15 protein-coding genes and 3 pseudogenes are annotated in these 16,548 nt (G+C 67.1%); 10 read left to right on the top strand and 8 right to left on the bottom strand.

Annotated elements, in window-relative coordinates:
* The 3 genes and pseudogenes from OOK40_RS25545 to OOK40_RS25535 form a co-directional block, all read right to left on the bottom strand.
* Positions 1 to 1,818, bottom strand: a complete 1,818-nt coding sequence (locus OOK40_RS25545) for an urease subunit alpha (RefSeq protein ID WP_266486275.1) — start codon at positions 1,816 to 1,818, stop codon at positions 1 to 3.
* Entirely contained in the window at positions 1,802 to 2,485 is a 684-nt protein-coding gene (locus OOK40_RS25540) for an urease subunit gamma (protein ID WP_266486273.1), read from the bottom strand. Before OOK40_RS25540 ends, OOK40_RS25545 begins: the two co-directional genes overlap by 17 nt.
* A gap of 198 nt (positions 2,486 to 2,683) precedes the next feature.
* Positions 2,684 to 2,773 (bottom strand): annotated as a pseudogene (locus OOK40_RS25535) (IS5/IS1182 family transposase); the annotation flags it as partial.
* A gap of 469 nt (positions 2,774 to 3,242) precedes the next feature.
* On the opposite strand from OOK40_RS25535, the gene OOK40_RS25530 reads away from it, so the two are divergent.
* The 3 genes from OOK40_RS25530 (at position 3,243) to OOK40_RS25520 (ending at position 5,492) form a co-directional block, all read left to right on the top strand.
* Positions 3,243 to 3,707, top strand: a complete 465-nt coding sequence (locus OOK40_RS25530) for a hypothetical protein (RefSeq protein WP_266486271.1) — start codon at positions 3,243 to 3,245, stop codon at positions 3,705 to 3,707.
* 128 nt (positions 3,708 to 3,835) lie between these two features.
* Complete coding sequence (locus OOK40_RS25525; protein WP_266486268.1) at positions 3,836 to 4,378, top strand: DapH/DapD/GlmU-related protein; 543 nt, start codon at positions 3,836 to 3,838, stop codon at positions 4,376 to 4,378.
* 523 nt (positions 4,379 to 4,901) lie between these two features.
* A complete protein-coding gene (locus OOK40_RS25520) occupies positions 4,902 to 5,492 on the top strand; it encodes an isochorismatase family protein (RefSeq protein WP_266486265.1) in 591 nt (196 codons plus the stop codon).
* Positions 5,493 to 5,540: 48 nt separating this feature from the next.
* Here OOK40_RS25520 and OOK40_RS25515 read toward each other — a convergent pair whose 3' ends face one another.
* Positions 5,541 to 5,942, bottom strand: coding sequence for a hypothetical protein (locus OOK40_RS25515; protein WP_266486262.1), 402 nt, complete (start codon positions 5,940 to 5,942; stop codon positions 5,541 to 5,543).
* Positions 5,939 to 6,478: a hypothetical protein gene (locus tag OOK40_RS25510; protein ID WP_266486617.1), complete on the bottom strand. Its 540-nt coding sequence runs from the start codon at positions 6,476 to 6,478 to the stop codon at positions 5,939 to 5,941. The genes OOK40_RS25515 and OOK40_RS25510 overlap by 4 nt, the downstream gene beginning before the upstream one ends.
* On the opposite strand from OOK40_RS25510, the pseudogene OOK40_RS25505 reads away from it, so the two are divergent.
* From OOK40_RS25505 to OOK40_RS25495, 3 genes and pseudogenes are all read left to right on the top strand, one after another.
* Positions 6,443 to 6,556 (top strand): annotated as a pseudogene (locus OOK40_RS25505) (transposase); the annotation flags it as partial. The gene OOK40_RS25510 and the pseudogene OOK40_RS25505 sit on opposite strands and share 36 nt — an antisense overlap.
* A 268-nt stretch (positions 6,557 to 6,824) precedes the next feature.
* Positions 6,825 to 7,994, top strand: coding sequence for a hypothetical protein (locus OOK40_RS25500; RefSeq protein WP_266486260.1), 1,170 nt, complete (start codon positions 6,825 to 6,827; stop codon positions 7,992 to 7,994).
* A gap of 598 nt (positions 7,995 to 8,592) precedes the next feature.
* Complete coding sequence (locus tag OOK40_RS25495) at positions 8,593 to 10,329, top strand: DUF1996 domain-containing protein (RefSeq protein ID WP_323136108.1); 1,737 nt, start codon at positions 8,593 to 8,595, stop codon at positions 10,327 to 10,329.
* 687 nt (positions 10,330 to 11,016) lie between these two features.
* Here OOK40_RS25495 and OOK40_RS25490 read toward each other — a convergent pair.
* Positions 11,017 to 11,604 carry a transposase gene (locus OOK40_RS25490; RefSeq protein ID WP_266486256.1) on the bottom strand — a complete coding sequence of 196 codons (588 nt, stop codon included), beginning with the start codon at positions 11,602 to 11,604 and terminating at the stop codon, positions 11,017 to 11,019.
* Positions 11,605 to 11,698: 94 nt separating this feature from the next.
* Between OOK40_RS25490 and OOK40_RS25485 the strand changes: the two genes are divergently transcribed.
* A complete protein-coding gene (locus OOK40_RS25485; protein ID WP_266486254.1) occupies positions 11,699 to 12,229 on the top strand; it encodes a helix-turn-helix transcriptional regulator in 531 nt (176 codons plus the stop codon).
* Between the two features lie 36 nt (positions 12,230 to 12,265).
* Positions 12,266 to 13,120, top strand: a complete 855-nt coding sequence (locus OOK40_RS25480) for a murein hydrolase activator EnvC (protein ID WP_266486252.1) — start codon at positions 12,266 to 12,268, stop codon at positions 13,118 to 13,120.
* A 133-nt stretch (positions 13,121 to 13,253) separates the two neighbouring features.
* Here the strand turns inward: OOK40_RS25480 and OOK40_RS25475 are convergent.
* Positions 13,254 to 13,400 (bottom strand): annotated as a pseudogene (locus OOK40_RS25475) (IS5/IS1182 family transposase); the annotation flags it as partial.
* Positions 13,401 to 13,767: 367 nt separating this feature from the next.
* Between OOK40_RS25475 and OOK40_RS25470 the strand changes: the two are divergent.
* Positions 13,768 to 14,736: a hypothetical protein gene (locus OOK40_RS25470; RefSeq protein ID WP_266486250.1), complete on the top strand. Its 969-nt coding sequence runs from the start codon at positions 13,768 to 13,770 to the stop codon at positions 14,734 to 14,736.
* Positions 14,737 to 14,803: 67 nt separating this feature from the next.
* Here OOK40_RS25470 and OOK40_RS25465 read toward each other — a convergent pair whose 3' ends face one another.
* A complete protein-coding gene (locus OOK40_RS25465) occupies positions 14,804 to 15,712 on the bottom strand; it encodes an SMI1/KNR4 family protein (RefSeq protein ID WP_266486248.1) in 909 nt (302 codons plus the stop codon).
* Positions 15,713 to 16,221: 509 nt separating this feature from the next.
* Here OOK40_RS25465 and OOK40_RS25460 point away from each other — a divergent pair.
* On the top strand, positions 16,222 to 16,437 hold the full coding sequence (locus tag OOK40_RS25460) for a hypothetical protein (protein ID WP_266486246.1): 216 nt from the start codon (positions 16,222 to 16,224) through the stop codon (positions 16,435 to 16,437).
* The last annotated feature ends 111 nt before the right edge of the window (positions 16,438 to 16,548 follow it).

Below are 16,548 nucleotides of genomic sequence, written 5' to 3'. Positions count from 1 at the left end.
TCAGAACAGGAAGTACCGCTGGGCCATGGGCAGTTCGGTGGCGTAGTGCCGTCCGATCTGTTGCCCGTTCACCGTGGTGCGTACGTCGGAGGTGGTGGCGCCGCCGATGGTGACGTCGAAGGTGTCCGGGTCGATGACGATCTCCGGCCGGCCGTCGTTGTGCACCATGTCGGCCTTGGTCACCTGGCGCGTGGACTTGATCGCGCGCAGCGGCTTGAGCAGGCCGATCTGGGACAGCTCGCCCTCGACGGCCAACTCCGGCACGAAGTTGAAGGAGTTGTTCTTTGGAGATTGGCCGCTGAACCCCCACACCGGGCGCGGCAGGAACGGCTGCGGCGTCGGAATGGACGCGTTGGCGTCACCGACCTGCGCGTACGCGATCTGACCGCCCTTGATGACCATGTGCGGCTTCACACCGAAGAACTTGGGTTCCCACAGCACCAGGTCCGCGAGCTTGCGCGTCTCCACGGAGCCGACCTCGTCGTCGATTCCGTGGGTGATGGCCGGGTTGATCGTGTACTTGGCGATGTAGCGCCGGGCCCGGAAGTTGTCCGCCTCGGAGGTGTCCTCGCTGAGGTGTCCGTAGCGGGACTTCATGACGTGCGCGGTCTGCCAGGTCCGCATGATCATCTCGCCAATGCGCCCCATGGCCTGCGCGTCGGAGGACATCATCGAGATGGCGCCCATGTCGTGCAGCAGGTCCTCGGCGGCCATGGTGGACGGCCGGATCCGGGAGTCGGCGAACGCCATGTCCGCCTCGATCTCGGGATTGAGGTGGTGGCACACGATCATCATGTCGACGTGCTCCTTGACGGTGTTGACCGTCAAAGGCCGAGTCGGATTCGTCGACGCGGGCAGCACGCTCGGCTCGCCCACCAGACTGATCATGTCGGGTGCGTGACCGCCGCCAGCACCTTCGACGTGGAAGACGTGCAGGCTGCGGTACTTCCCCTTGCCGTCCTTGGTCGCGGCGAGGGTGTGCCGCACGAACCCGGACTCGTTCAGCGAGTCGGCGTGCAGGGCGACCTGAACGCCCGTCTCGTCGCACACCCTCAGAGCCGCGTCGATCACCGCAGGCGTGGCACCCCAGTCCTCGTGGATCTTGAAACCGAGGGCGCCGGCGGCGACCTGGTCGCGCAGCGCCTTCTCCGAGACCGTGCTGCCCTTGGCGAGCAGACCGATGTTGACCGGATATGAGTCCAGCGCCTCGAACATCCGCTGGATGTGCCACTTGCCGGGCGTCACGGTGGTGGCGGTACTGCCCTCGGCGGGCCCGGTGCCGCCGCCGATCAGCGTGGTCACACCCGACGCGAGTGCTTCGTGGATCTGCTCGGGGCACAAGAAGTGCACGTGGGTGTCGACGCCGCCCGCGGTCAGGATCCGCCCGTTGCCGGAGATCACCTCCGTCTCCGGCCCGACGACGAAGTCCGACGCATATTCGTCACTATTGGGCCTCGGTGACATCGTCTCCGGGTTGTACGCCTTGCCGATCGCCTGGATCCGTCCGTCGCGCAGACCGACGTCGGCCTTCACTACGCCCCAGTGGTCCAGGATCAGCGCACCGGTGATCACCGTGTCCACCGGCGTCCGGGGATCGTCCCGCGGAACGTGCGACTGGCCCATCGACTCGCGGATCACCTTGCCACCGCCGAAGACCATCTCATCGCCGCTGCGACCGGGCCCGCCACTCCAGTCCGCCTCGATCCTGATGACGAGGTTGGTGTCGGCGAGCCGTACCCGGTCGCCGGTTGTCGGGCCGTAAAGCTCGGCGTACGTGGACCGCTTCAGAGGGCTCGCATATTCAGTCGCGCCGCGCATCGAGGTGCACATCCTTTTCGCTCTTCCCGGCCTGAAGTCCCCTGACGATGCGGTCCCCCGCGATAGGCACCAAGCGCACGGTGCGCTCGTCACCCGGCTCGAACCGCTCCGAGGTCCCGGACGGAATGTGCAGCCGCATGCCGTGTGCCGCCTTCCGGTCGAAGCAGAGACCTTCGTTGACCTTGAGGAGACCTTCGTTGACCTCGGCGAAGTGATAGTGGGAGCCGATCTGGATCGGGCGGTCCGACGGGTTGCTCACGAGCAGTTCCACGGGCTGTTGGCCCTCGTTGAACTCCACCGCGGAATCCTCGTCGTCCGGACGAAGCTCCAGCTTGCCCGGATGGACATCCACGTCCTCGGCCGCCTCGTCGAACGGATCGTGAATGGTCACCAGCTTCGTCCCGTCCGGGAACGTCGCCTCGACCTGCACGTTGGCGATCATCTCCGCGACGCCTTCCATAACTTCGCTGCGCTTCAGCACACAGCGGCCGGACTCCATGACCGAGTCCACCGTCGCACCGGCCCGGGCCTCCTCATACACGTGCGCCGTCAACAGCGCCATGACCTCGGGATAGTTCAGCAGCAGCCCCCGCTCACGGCGCCGCTGGGCAACGTCCGCCGCGACATGGACCAGCAGACGTTCCTGCTCATGCGGAGTCAGGTGCATACAGTCCCCCTTCCTACTCATCGCTTGACCTGGGCGGCGAAGACTCAACAGGGCAGCGTGATGCGTGCTGGCGCCGGATGCCGCAGGTTGATCATCGACGGCAGGACAAACGAGACGGGGGAGAAACACCCCACCAAAGGAGTGAAATAGGGACATAGGCGGGCGCCAGAGGACACACCTCTGATGTCCTCGTACCCCTCTTACTTGGTGCAGGATCCCGTTGATCACCTGCCTGTGATCCCGCCATCGGCCACAACGCCCGTTGCTCACCGGCAGAAACGGCTTCAGAAGCGCGTCTGACGCCTACATGACAACGTTTCGCCAGCGCGTGACGGCGGAGCGTGTGTGGGTTCGCGAGATCGATGACGATGAGGGCCGACGGCTGAACTCAGGGAGACCTTCGGTGAGTTCATCGACCGCATGAACGCCCAATTCGCATAACACCCCGACGTACGCCCTGGAGCCAGCAGCTCCAGGGCGCTTGGGCACCGTGGCGTGAGGCGGCCGGCACAGGACGCGGTCGTGCCCAGGCTCCCCAGGTGCACCCCCGGTCCGGCAGCTACCCGCGGCGTCCCAGACTTCGTTTCGAGCTGGACGCCGCTGGCGAGCCGACAGCTGCGCAACTGGCCTGAATTGTTGTCGCGGTTCGTTGTCGAGATCGGCTCAGGCGGCAGCCGTCTCGGTTGGAGATGTGTTCGGCAACGGCGTCCCGCCGATCTGGAGGTGTACGCTGTTCGGCGCGAAGATGCCGGCATAGATGATCCAGACACCGCGCTCCGCGGCGGCTTGTTCCGCCGCCATCAACAAGGCCGACCCCACACACTCGCCGCGATGCCCGTCCAGGACGACGGTGGATCTCGGCCGCGCGGCAGGGAGCCAGGATCTGATGGTCCGGGGGATCTGCCAGCAGGACCACCTCCACCATGCCCACCACTTCACCCACCGCCTCGGCGACCAGGATGACTACCTTGGAATCGGCCGAAAGCATCTCCGCGAAGTGCCTGCGCACTGCCTCGATGTTGGGCACGCGATAGATGGCCGGGTCGAGTTGGATATGCCTTTCAGCATTCGCGAGACGCAGGCGGACAAGCGCGGGCACATCGTCCCGTTCGGCGGCCCTGACCAAGATCGACATAATCCAGAGCCTTCCAGCTTGCCCAACCAACCGCAAGGCACAGGGACCAACTCAGGACAGGGCGAACGTTGCCTGATGCGGCACTAGCGAAGACACCATCTCCTGGCGCGGCCCGACGCTCCGGCCTAAAAATCTTGTTCCGGGATGAAGCGCCGGGAGGAAAGACCTCTGAATGGATCTTGTCCAGTTACACGTACACGAGACAGGATCGTGGCATGTCCAGCGACCGTTTCATGCGCATCCACAGCGCCGAGTTCCAGGCCATGGCCGAGAGGGTCCTGCGGGTCACTGAGCTCACCTCCCGCCTGAACGTCCTGCCCTTCGAGGACGACGCGGGCAAGGCCGAACTGTTGGAACAGATACTCGGCAGGCCGCTGCCGCCGAGAGTCACGATCTATCCGCCCTTCTACACGGACCACGGTCTCCACCTCGACCTCGCCGAGCGCGTGTTCATCAACCAGAACTGCACGTTCCTGGACTACGCCGGTATCCGGCTAGGCGAGCGCGTGATGGTCGGCCCAAAGGCCACGTTCATCACCAGCGGCCACCCGGTCGATCCCGAGGAGCGGCGGCTGTACCTCACCGGCGCGCCCATCGACGTTGCAGAGAACGTGTGGATCGGTGCCGGTGCCACGATCCTGCCCGGCGTCAGCATTGGCCGTGATGCCGTGATCGCCGCTGGCGCGGTCGTGGCCGATGACGTTCCACCGGCAAGCCTGGTGACCGGCACCAAAGCCACCGTGCACCGAAGGTGGTGACGACCTCTCCGAAACCCCACCAACCGCAGATCCTGGGATGAAACACCGGGAGGAAACGACCTCTCACCTGTAGCCAAGCACCCAACTGCCCACCACAAGCCAGAATCCGAAAGCCACCAGTGGTTTGCCGAGTTCGCACGGTCACCTGGCAGTGCCCGTTTCTGTCAGAGTCATTTCGCGGTGGCTGCGGGAGCCTTTCGCCGCATCCGGCAAAAAGGGCGCAGAGAAGGATGTGCCGGCTCTCGCGTACTTCGCCAACAGAGTGACGACCGCCAGGGCCCGCGCCCAAGTCCGAGAGGGCGATGGTCCTGTGCTCGCCTTCCTGACTGATGCAAAGTGGTTGCGGTACGCGACATTCTTGGCCCGGCAGTCATCGCTTGCCGTGGTTGAGGACGTCCGTCTCGAACTTCCCGCTGCGTGGCTGGGCGCTGCGCCGGTCGGGTGATCGACCCGCGAGTGGCGCGCCCACCCGTCGGCGGAAGGGCGACCATCTGGGAAAGGTTCAGCCGAGGAAGGGCTTTCCATGCGTCGTGCATTGATCATCGTAGATGTGCAGAAGGACTTCTGCGAGGGCGGCAGCGTTCCGGTGAAGGGCGGCGCGGACCGGGCCGCCGCTATCGCCGAGCTGGTCCGGCGCGCCGACGGGCAGTACGCCTTCGTCGTCGCCACCCGTGACCACCACATCGACCCGGGCGCCCACTTCTCCGAGAACCCCGACTTCCAGGACTCGTTCCCTGTGCATTGCGTCGTCGGCAGTGAGGGAGGCGAGTTCCATCCGGATTTTGCGCCCGCCGTCGACTCCGGGCACGTCAACGAGGTCTTCTTCAAGGGCGCGCACTCCGCCTCGAAGAGCGGTTTCGAGGGCTCGGCCCAGGATGGCACGACACTGTCCGCCTGGCTGAAGGCCCGCGACATCGCCGACCTCGACGTCGTCGGCATCGCGACCGATCACTGCGTGAAGGCCACCGCACTGGACGGAGTGCGCGCGGGCTTCACGGTGCGGGTCCTGCTCGACTACACCGCCGGCGTCGCCGCCGACACCACGCGCACCGCACTCGCCGAGCTGCGCCGGGCAGGTGTCGCGCTGAGCGGCGAACCTGTCGTCGCCACCTGAAAGGCCGTCCCCGCATCACGGACTCCTGGGTAGGCCCTGTAGCCCTAGCTACGCGGCAACTTCCAGTACCTCGGCCAGATCTCTCCGACCCGAAGTGTCCTCTGGGAGCGCTCGGTAGAAAGCGACGGCTCGGGTGCGGGTGAGGCCTGCCCGGTAGGAGGCGGGCAAGTCGCCGTAAGCCTGGGCGGCGACATGGGCTGCCTGTGCCCGCTCGCCGTCGTGCGCCAGACAGCTTGCGCGGTCGATGGCGATCAGCGCTCGCGTCATCAACGACGGGGCACGCGAGAGGTCCAGCGCCCGCGTCTGGGCCTCGTACGCACGGGACGTCTGGCCGAGGAGGGTGAGGGCCTGGCTCATGTGGACGTAGTGTTTCTGCGTCGGATATCCGAACCACGTGTTGACACGCTGCTGGGGGCTGAGCTGCTCCACCAGCTCTTCCACGGCGGTCACCGCCCCCAGTGCCTGATCAGTGCGGCCGCCGCTGGCATACGCCCGGGACGCGACGGCGGCCGCGAGGGCAGCGGCTGCGCTGGGCTTGTCCCCGGCCAGGTGTCGGGCCTTCTCGGCGAGCTGGGCGGCGGCCTGCGGGCTCCGTAGTTGAGCGGCACCATGGCCTCACGGCCCAGGACCCAGGCGTGGAGGAGGCGGTCGCCGGACTGCTCGGCCGCCCGGCCGGCAGTCGCGAACCAGCGGTGGGCCTCGCGGTGCTCGCCCATGTCGTGGAGGACGATGGCGACCATGCCCGCCATCTGGCCTGTCACGTAGCAGAGCCGGATTCGGCTCTTGTCGGTCTGCGGCCGCGCGAGGAGATGCCTCATCTCGGTGAAGTCCTCGATGAGATTGGACAGAACATCGGCCGGGGCCTGCCAGTGGTAGCCGTAGCCGTGGCGTTCGGCGGTGGACTCCCAGTAGTATGAACGGCACCGGCTGTGGTCCGCCGACGGCACTGGGAACGACTGCTGCAGCAGGTCCAGGCCGAGGTTCATGCCGCGGGTGAGATCGACTGGGACATCTCGGTCGACTCCACGATCGTGCGCGCGCACCAGCACGCCGCCGGTGCCCGCACCGGCCCGCCGCCGGCCCCTGCTTCAAAGGGGGCCGAAACGGCAGAACATCAGGACGACTCAATACGTGCCGGGCGGCTTTCCTCGCTGCCACTCCGTGTCGTTCGAGCACACACCCCGACACCCGGCATCCCGCTGGCTTCCACACTACGATCATCTCAAGTCCCGTTGGGAATCACCGACTTCACGCTGATTGCGTCTCAATGCTGCCGTTCGGCAGGGAGATCGTCCCGACGTACACGCCCTTGGCAGCGAGGTGAGCCCGCAAGTGCAGTTCCGGATAACCAGCGAGACCGAGAACGGGGACCCCGAGGAGACTCTGGCCCTCTGCGCACAGGCTGAGGCGTACTACGTGGACCCGCCGTATCCCGCCCGCCACCACTACGAACTTCGGGACTGCGCTCCTGAGGGACAGCTGGCGAGTGCGGCGGCGAAGGCACAGAACGACGGCTCTGCGCCGCTCGGTCTGCTGACGTTGCGTGCCCTGGACCGGAACGGGAAGCGTGTCGAGCCCATCTGGGACGTGTGGTGCCTCGGGGATGCGCGGGTGCTGAACGTTCGCCCGAGCTTCGGCGACCGGACTTTGGTCGACATCACTGTCGAGGGACGCGAGGACATTGTGGCGGCTGGGGTGAACGAGCAGCCGGAGATTCCGGAGGTGCCCCCATTGTTCCAGGGTTTCCACCTCTACGGCAGGGACGAGGAGCCCTGGGGATCGTGCAGGCAAGTGGCCCTGATCGACAAGCAGCCTGAGCCCGACCCGATACCGCTGCGGCTGCTGAGGTGCGAGCCGAGCGGGCGACTACTCGCTGCACTGGAATCAGGTGACGACCAGTTCGACCTGGGCGGGGCCTATCTGTGCCCGCTCGACCGCATGGGCCGCGCCATCGAGGAGCACTGGACATGCCTGCACGTCGAGTCGTGGTCGTACTCCACTCCCGGAACCGGCCAGGTCGACCTCACGCTGAATGTCTCGTGCGACGACTTCCGGACCGCCGGGGCCCGCGAAGCCCATGAGCTCTGGACGGCCGGACCGCCGACCGAACCCAACCTCTGGGCCGCACTTGGCACGGCCGGCCGCGCCGCGTGGTCAAGGGCCGCGCAGAGTAATCTGCGTGCCCGACCTACACTCGACGCGCTACCGGGCGCCGCGTACCACCTTGACGGCAGGTACGTCACCGACGTACTGGCCTTCAGCCTTGCCCTCGGCGAGGCCGTGAGCGGACCAGGCGGGTACTTCGGCTCGTGCTTCGGCACAATCGAGTACTGCCTCGAGGAAAACCGCGGAGTCCAGCGGCCGTTCACTCTCGTCTGGGACGACCACCACATCGCCCGCACCTGCCTCGGTCCGAGCCCCCTTACACACGACGCGTCCCCAACCTTCGAGCAGATCCTGGAGTTCTTCGCCAAGCATGAGATCGAGGTCCTCCTGTCCTGACTCGGTCTGCCGCCGTCATCTTCTCCCAGACCAACGCGAGAGTGCAGATGAATGCCAACCGGTCATGTGTTCATCGTTGATCATGGCATTGCCACGTCGCATGCCTGGCGGGCCGGGCGGAGAGCACCAGAACGCGGCGGACGAGCGTCTGGCGCATGGCGGGCCGATTCGGGGGTGAGTGGAGTCTCCCGCGCGCCCCGCGCACAGCCCTTGATTCCTGCCCCGGGCACCCCCCTTGCTGAGGGTTGCGACGAATTGCTGTTCGCATTGAACATTCCGCGGGTCTCTTCCGTATGTAGCACGGCACTTCCCCCACAGTCGCTCACCCTGGCGGTCGACCGGCAACGCAGCATAGGAGTCCCCTTTGAGAAATACATCCCGAAGACGCTCAAAAAAGGGCAACAGAGTCGTCGCTGCCTCGATCGCGCTCATGCTGGGCGGGGGTGGCCTCATCGCGACCAACTCGTACGCCTCCGCGAGCGAAGGATGGGGGCCATGGCCGGGAGAACGGAACGAGCAACAGCAGAGTCAGACCCAGAGCGCCGGCCCCTCTGCGTCCACCATCAAGTGTCCTGAGGTTGCCAACGGGCTACCCGAGGTGCCGGATGCAGCCAGGGCGGAAGTCGACCGCGAACTTGCCACGCTGGACAGCCAGATCACTGAGGCCTACCAGCGTTTCGTCGACGAGAAGGAACAAGTGGAGCGGGATCCGCTGTTCGCCCAGAACGCTGTCCTCGGGCCGCTGAAGGACAAGCGCGCCGCGAGCATCGGCCGCATAGCCATAGCCATCAGCCGTGTGACCGGGCAGCGTCCGCAAGGACTGGAGTCAATGGCCCCTTGCACTCTGCAAGTCGATGACGCAGACGAGGCCGACACCGATCGGGGCAGTGGCCAGGGGCAGGACCAGGGCGACAGCCAGAACGGCGACGGCGGCCAGAACAACGGCAATGGCGAGCAGGGCAACGGCCAACAGGAGAACGGCAGCGGCGGCCTGGCGGGCAACGGGCCGGAGGCCTCGGACTTCGTCGACATCCAGTCCGTCCAGCCCAACGTTCAGGTTCCCCGCACGGTCCGCGACGCCTCCCGCGGTACCTTCTCGACCGACTGCGGTGTAAACGCGAATGGCAAATTCAATCCCGACAACGTGATCGTTGCACCCGGCGTGAACAATGGGGCGCACCATATGCACGACTACGTGGGCAACCAGGCCAACGACGCGTTCGCGAGCGACGACGATCTCGCCAACGGTCAGACCACGTGCCGCAACCCGGGTGACAGGTCGACCTACTACTGGCCCGTGCTGCGCCTGCAGAACGGGCAGAACGAGAACGACGCCCAGGCCGACGGCGGCGGCAAGGACAAGAACGTCGGCGAGATCCAGACTCCCGCCCAGGTCACGCTGAATTTCGCGGGAAGTCCGGTCGGCAAGGTCACGGCCATGCCCCGTTTCCTGCGGATCATCACCGGTGACGCCAAGGCGTTCGTCAACGGCACCGCGAACGCCAATGCCTCCTGGAGCTGCACCGGTTTCGAGGACCGCCAGCTGAAGGACAAGTACCCGATCTGCCCCGGGGGTAGCAAGGTGGTACGGACCTTCAAGTTCCAGAGCTGCTGGGACGGTCAGAACACCGACAGTGCCAACCACCGCACACACGTGGCCTTCACCGACCAGAACGGCCGCTGCCCCAACGGCTTCCGGGCCATTCCGCAGCTCGTGCAGCGGATCGTCTACGACGTGCCGTCGCCGGTGTTCGACGGGGACAACCCGGCAGTGTTCGCGGTCGATTCCTTCCCCGAGCAGCTGCACAAGCCGGTGACCGATCACGGGGACTTCATCAATGTCTTCGACGACGACCTCATGCGGAACATGGTGAGCTGCATCAACGACGGACAAGAGTGCGGCCCCGGCGCCCCCGGCGCCCTTCCAGCCGACAACGTGCAGCAGCCCGAGATTGCGGCTGGGCCGGGTATCGGCACACCGAACGCGCAAGGCACTCCGAATGCCGCGGGTGAGGTGCAGCAGCCCAAGGATGCAGCCGGGCCGGGTACCACCACACCGCACCCACACGACACTCCCAATGCCGCGGGTGACGTCCAACAGCCCAAGAATGCGACTGGACCCGGTGCCAACGCACCGAGCGCGCAAAGGACTCCGCCCATCGGCAAGAACGACCTGGTACCTGACGGCGGCGGCGAGCAGCAGGCCGGAGAGGGCGGACTTGCCGCTACCGGCGCCCAGCTTTGGCCTTCTGCGGCCGGAGCCGTGCTGCTGATCGCAGGCATCGTGCTTCTCCGGACGCGTCGCACCCCACGTAGGGTCGCCCGTCATCGATAGCGCGGCGCCACTCCCGCCCTGGCCGGACCTACACCTCAGGTCCGGCCAGAGTGGGCGCCGATCCCGAGTCGGCTTCTGCTGTTTCCGGAGGGCCGCGTCGAGCGCCCGACGCCACTGGCACGCCGAGGTCTTACTGTGGACGCCACACACCGATCGAAATCACCGTGCTGGCGATCGAGACTCGGCCAGTGCACTTGTTCGACGGCCGGCACCCGCAACCCAGTCGCGGCGTTTGCGCATCGCCTGCGGCGCGGTGAAACGTCGCCAGTACGACGCGGGGCAGGATGCCCAGCAACCCGTCGTCAGTGAGTTCCTGGTGCGCGGCGAGCGCTCGCCGGTATCCCTCCGACGCGGTCTCCGACGTCCTGACCGGAGCTTCGGGTGCGGTCGCCGAGGCCCTGGCCGCCACCGGTTCGGCGGCCGCCGTGGTTCGCCGGGGCGATGGGCACGCTCCTCCAGCACCGACGGCACCGTGCCCGTGATGCTGGTGCCGCGCTGACGATGGTGGATCCCCCAGTCGCGTAGCTGCGCGCCTACGACACGATGGCTTTCGACGGCGGCGGCCTCCGCCGTCGACCTCCGTCGCATGTCGGCGTCGGGCTGGGGCGAGGAGGACCGGCTATCGGAGGTTCAAGAAGAAGGGCCGCTATCGGGACACTGGTTGCGGCCGACGATCTGGCCAGTCGCTTACCGGAGTTGTGTAGCCACGTGGTTCCGATGCGCGGCAAGAGCAGAGGCGGTCGCCATCGATCCGGGTGCAGGCGTGGGCGGCACGTTCGGCGCTGAAGGTGCGCTCCTTCTCGGCGAACAGAGCCAGCAGCAGGAAGGCGATGCGGCCCATGCCCTCGTCGGCGGTGTTGATCGGCAGCGGGTCGGCCAGCGAGCGCACCCGATCTGCCAGTCGCTCAGGTCGTGGACGAGGGTGAGGACTTCGCGCAGGTTGCGGCCGAGCCGGTCCAGGGTGTGCACAAAAATGGTGTCCACCGGGTTCACGTCCCAGGTGATCAGGCCCTTGGCATCCGCCTGGGCCAGGAGCTGGGCGACGATCCGGGCCCACGTGGAGTCCCGCCGGCAGCGCCGGAAGAAGTCGTTAACCCGGTCACGGCCCAACCGCTCGGACACATCGCGCCATGTCGCACCGGTTCGGGTCCGCCACCGTATGCCGTCGATCAACTGCCGCCGGGCCCACACAGGCGGACGGCCGGACTTGATGCCCTGTGGGGGCAACGGCTCCAGCCGGGCCCACTGGTCGTTCGTCAGATCAGCACGCCGCACGGCACGTGACCATCCACAACCAAGATCTGTCTTCGCAACAGCCCCTGGACGCCGACCACTTGCTAGAGATTACGTAATTACGTAATCTCTAGCCATGGATCTCGAACAGCGTGTCGTCGAGCTGGAGCATCGCCTGGCCGCTCTGGAGCAGGCGGCCGAGCAAGCGGCCGGCCGACCGGACTATGCACCCTCGCCGGTGCGGGAGCCCGGTGATGACTTGTGGGCCCTGCACGGCCTCAAGGACCAGCTCGCCGGGCTGGGCGCCGACAACGGCGGGGTGCTGTTCACCGGCGCCGTCAGGACGCCGACCGGGAAGCGCTACGAATGGCAGTACGGCCTGGTCACGGACACGGTGCTGGACGGTGACTGGGCGGACGCAGCCGAGTCGTTCGCAGCGCTCGGCCAGCCCATACGGCTGCGACTGCTGCGCGAGATCCTCGGTGGCCGCTGCACCGCCGTCGAACTCACCGAGCTCGACGGCACAGGCACCACCGGCCAGATCTACCACCACCTGCGGCAGCTGAGCGCCGCTGGCTGGCTGCAGACGGCCGCCCGTGGCCGGTACGAGGTGCCGGCCGACCGCGTCGTACCGCTGCTGGTGATGCTGACTGCCGCCGGGCGCTGACGCCGCCCGGTCGACTCAAGGGGGAAACGCAAAAAAATGAAGCCCAGGTCCCTGTCCCTGCGCAAAATCTCCAATCGTGCCGCCCGTGCCTGCCTGCTGGTCTACCTGGCGATGGTCGTCGCGAGCTTCTTCGCCCACTTCCCCTATGGGTGGACGTGGATCCCGCTCGGCCTGTGGGTGCTGATCGGATTCGGCGTGAACCGCCGGGCGGCCGTCGCGGAGGAGCACCCGGTGACCGGCTCCGCCGCCGAAGCGGTGGAGGTCGCCGTGCCTGTCACCGGCCGCTGGAAGGCGCTGAACAGCCCGGCCGACAAGGTCCCCAGCCATGGCACGCGGGCCTACGGGCAGGCGTACGCCATCGACATCGTGGCGGAGCCGGGCGCGGGCGCCCGGCCCCGTTTCGGCTGGTGGCCCCTTGCCCGGCGCAGCGAGGCCTTCCCGGCCTTCGGCGCAGACGTGCTCGCCGTCGCCGACGCCACCGTCGTCCACGCCGACGACCGTCAGCGCGACCACCTCAGCCGCACGTCCTGGCTCGCGCTCCTCTACTTCTTCGTCCTCGAGGCCATCGTCCGCTCACTGGGCGGCGCCCGTCGGGTGATCGGCAACCATGTGATCCTCGACCTCGGCGACGGTACGTATGCGCTCTACGCCCACCTGAGACGTGGTTCGCTCACTGTCCGCCCGGGCGACCGGGTGCGCACCGGGCAGCCCCTGGGCCGGTGCGGCAACTCCGGTAACAGCACCGAGCCCCACCTCCACTTCCAACTCATGGACGGCGCCGACCCGAACACCGCGAACGGCACTTCCTTCACCTGGCGGGGCGTCGGTGTCCCGCGCAACGGCGAGACGTTCGAGGCGGCCGGGACGCCGGTGACGGCGCCCTGCGTCTGAATCCGGGGGCGCACCGCCGCCATCGCCCGCGGCATCACCGTGTGGCTGCACCATCTGTAGGCCGGTCTCGATGCGGAGCGTGTTGCAAAGGGCTGCGAATTGGCAGGCCAGGGCCCGGATTCGTGTGTTCTGATCACGCGGCCAGGGCGAGGTTGTGCATGTGGGCGACGGCTCGGACCGCGTGGTGAAGGCCGTCGCCGCGCTGCCGGCAGTCACAGTGAATCTTGTAGTTATTCATCCTGGCGAAGGCATGTTCCACGCGGGCGCGGACCTTGCGATGCTCGGCATTGTCCGCCTCGTTGCCCGGCAGTAGCGGCCGTCACGGCCGAGCTTTCCGCTGATCCGGTGGTGACGGCGCCGGACAACCTGGCGCGGACCGTTCAGGACAACATCGCCGCACAGATTGTGTTCTCGTCCGCGCAGGACGTCGCCGACGCCCTGAAAGGCAAGGGAAGACTTGCTGTCCAGGGGCCCAGCCCAGCTGGGCGGGGGTGCTGCGGCCAACGCGGCAGCCTTCACCAAGACGGCTGCGGCGGGAGCGGGTACCGCGTCCGGGTGCCCGTCCTGCACGCGTAGACGGCGCGGCCGGTAACGCAAGGAAGAAGGGTGACAGCGGATCCGACTTCGGTGAGTTCGATCAGCAGATCGTGCTGGTGCCGGATCACATCGACGCCGCGCTGAAGGGCGTGACCCTGAAGTGGAACGTGGGCACGGCGTGCAACTCCTGCGTGACGTCGTCCACCAAGTGGGCGGACAACCAGAACAACCCGTCTGACGCGCACTGGATCGCCTCGGAAGCGGGCCCGTACGGCGGTCGCTGGGGCAGAGTGCAGACGACCTGGTCCGGTACGGGCAAGGAGATCATCGATCTGGGCTGGTCGATCACCGGCAGCGTCGATGCCAGCGCTACCGCGCGTGCGACCGCTGACTTCGGAACCAGCGGTGACGTGCGCGTCAGGGAACTCGCCCCGCGCTGCGACGACCTCCTCAAGAGCAGCGCGCCCGGCTGCGTGCTGCCGTTCTTCAAGCCGACCTACACCGTCGACACCAACTTCTACCCCGCTGCCGGTGCCTATTACTGGCTGATGCAGGAGAAGATGCCCGACCACGCCGGCTCGGTGAAGTGGGACTCCCTCCTGCACTACCTCGGCCCGGACACCACGGTGAAGAACGACAAGGGCGAACCGTGGTCGTCAGCGGACAGTCGCGGCAAAGTTTGTCCGAAGGGCTGGGCCAAGCACCCGGCCGATGCGGCGCTGGGCACCTTGTCCTGCGACGAGTACGCCATGGCCACCACCCACGAGAGCGGGGGTTTCCCCGGCGGACTCAATCAGGTGACGTCCGGCGACCAGTGCGCCCAGCTGTATGCCGACAAGATGGGCGATGGCAGCAGCAACTTCGGTCTGCTGGCGGACACTCGCACCGCCAGGAACGGGCCCACGGGCAAGGAGCGCTGCGGCCGGGCGTCGATCCCAGACGTCCAGAACTCGGGTGCGTTCCACGAGTTCCCGGCGCCGTCGTGGCGTCTGCTGGACGATGACGGGGTCTTTGTCAGCAACCCCGGCTTCAAGCACTGCGCGAATGCTGACACCGTCTGCACCTGGCGCAAGGTCTGATAGCACTACGTGAACGCACGTGGGGACCAGCCTTGGGCTGGTCCCCATCTGCTTTGCGGCCGGGCTGTCACCCGGTGTACGCCACCCACGGATTCTGCGGGTCGGGATGGGTCGGCGGTCCCCACACCAGGGCTCCGCCCGCCAGTCCCGGCTTGGAACCCGACGCGAGGGACGGCGCGTCAAGGGCGTCGGCGATCTCTTCCAGGTAGACGGTCAGCGACGCGTACTTGGGCCAGCGTTCCGCATACCGGCTGAAGTGGCAGAGCTGCCCGCTGTCGGTATCCAGGTACAGGCCGAAGCTGCGGTCATCGACCCAGAACGAGCAGAACGGAATCCACGATGGCCGCCATGTCGGGGACTCTTCATCCCTGTTCCGCTGCTGAAACAACATCTGCTGCCGGTAGAACGCGGCCACCGCGTCCAAGTCCATCAGCGTCTGATCGTCCAGCAGGAACCCTGCGCCGCGCATGTCGTGGACACCGGCGCGCAGGGACCACAGTGCCTTGAGTCCCGCCGGGACCCGGACGCCCAGCGTGTCCTCCAGCGCGGAGATCTCGCCCTCGGACGCGCCTGCTCTAAGTGACGCGTACGAAGCGGGAGCGTGGGCACGCAGCCACGCCTCGATCCGCTGCCACGCGGCAGTGACCTGGCGTCCTTCCAGGTGGGGGTCCGGCGCCTGGTCGTCGCCCCGCACCTCGCGCTCGAGGGTGGGCATTTGTATTGCTTCGACGCTGCGGATCTGTACCTGGCCCTCCCCCAGCTGGGGAGGGCCGTAGGCGTAATGCACGTTCAGTTCCGGGCAGTCTTCGAAGGTTTCGCCGTCGATCTGCGCGACGTACAGGGACGGGACCCCCAGGGGACTGCCCAGCAGGGGGTTGTCCTCAAGCTGCCTGCACAGCACCTTCAGGGCGTATCCAACGCCCTTCCCCAGCTCTTTGCAGCGCTCCTGTATGTCCGCCGGTAATTCAACAGCCACAGCCTGCTCCTCGTCAGTAGCCGGATACCCAAGACTCTCAGACCCCGGAGCGGCGGCGGCCGGTTGGCCCTTACCGGAGCCCGGACGTATGGGGCCGGGCTGCGGTCCGGGTCGGCCGCCGGCCTGCTGGTTCTTCGGGTGGGGCGGGGTGGCGCAGCTGACCGGTGCCGGTCCGGAAGTGCGCTCCATGACCTGCACGCGACGCGAAGACCGAGTACGTCCTGGCCTCCTTCCTCGACGACCGGCTGGGCGGCAGCGGCTCGAGGAAGGCCGGCCGAGCAACCCCGCAGACGGTTCGATGCGGTTGCCGCAGTCCCGGCAGCGGCTGGGGCTGGGGCTGGGCGGTGCGCAGGAGCCGGCCTAAAGGAACTCAGCAGCATGACCGCACTGATCGAGGTCCCGACCGGGAACGCCTCACCGGCCACCGTCCTGGCGTGTGACTGCTACGCCCCTCAGCTGCTGTCGGCGACCGGCATCCGGCCCTGAGACCCATCGTACGAAACCCTCAGTTGTTCCCCGTCTCGTCGTACGGATCCCGCGGCGCCACCGGCCGTATCGACGCGCACGGCGCGGCGGGCGGGGGACGGCTGACGGAGGACAAGCTGCTTGCGGTGCTGCGGGGCAGCAGTGACGAGCCGGCGACCGAGTTGCTGTGCGGCACGGTGGCGCGCGGCGATGAACGCACGACGTGGGGACCGAAGGGCGAGGAGCACCCGTGCCCGTAACCGCGTCGGCTCACGCGACCCCTGGAGCGAGCACACATGAGTGGGTGTTGGATCCGCGGTGACTGGGGCTGTCGGCTCCGCGGCCAACTGGCAGAGCCTGGTCAGGCTGCC

The sequence above is a fragment of the Streptomyces sp. NBC_01481 genome, assembly GCF_026339995.1.
Lineage (GTDB): Bacteria > Actinomycetota > Actinomycetes > Streptomycetales > Streptomycetaceae > Streptomyces.
This window is presented reverse-complemented; position numbering and strand designations above follow the sequence as displayed.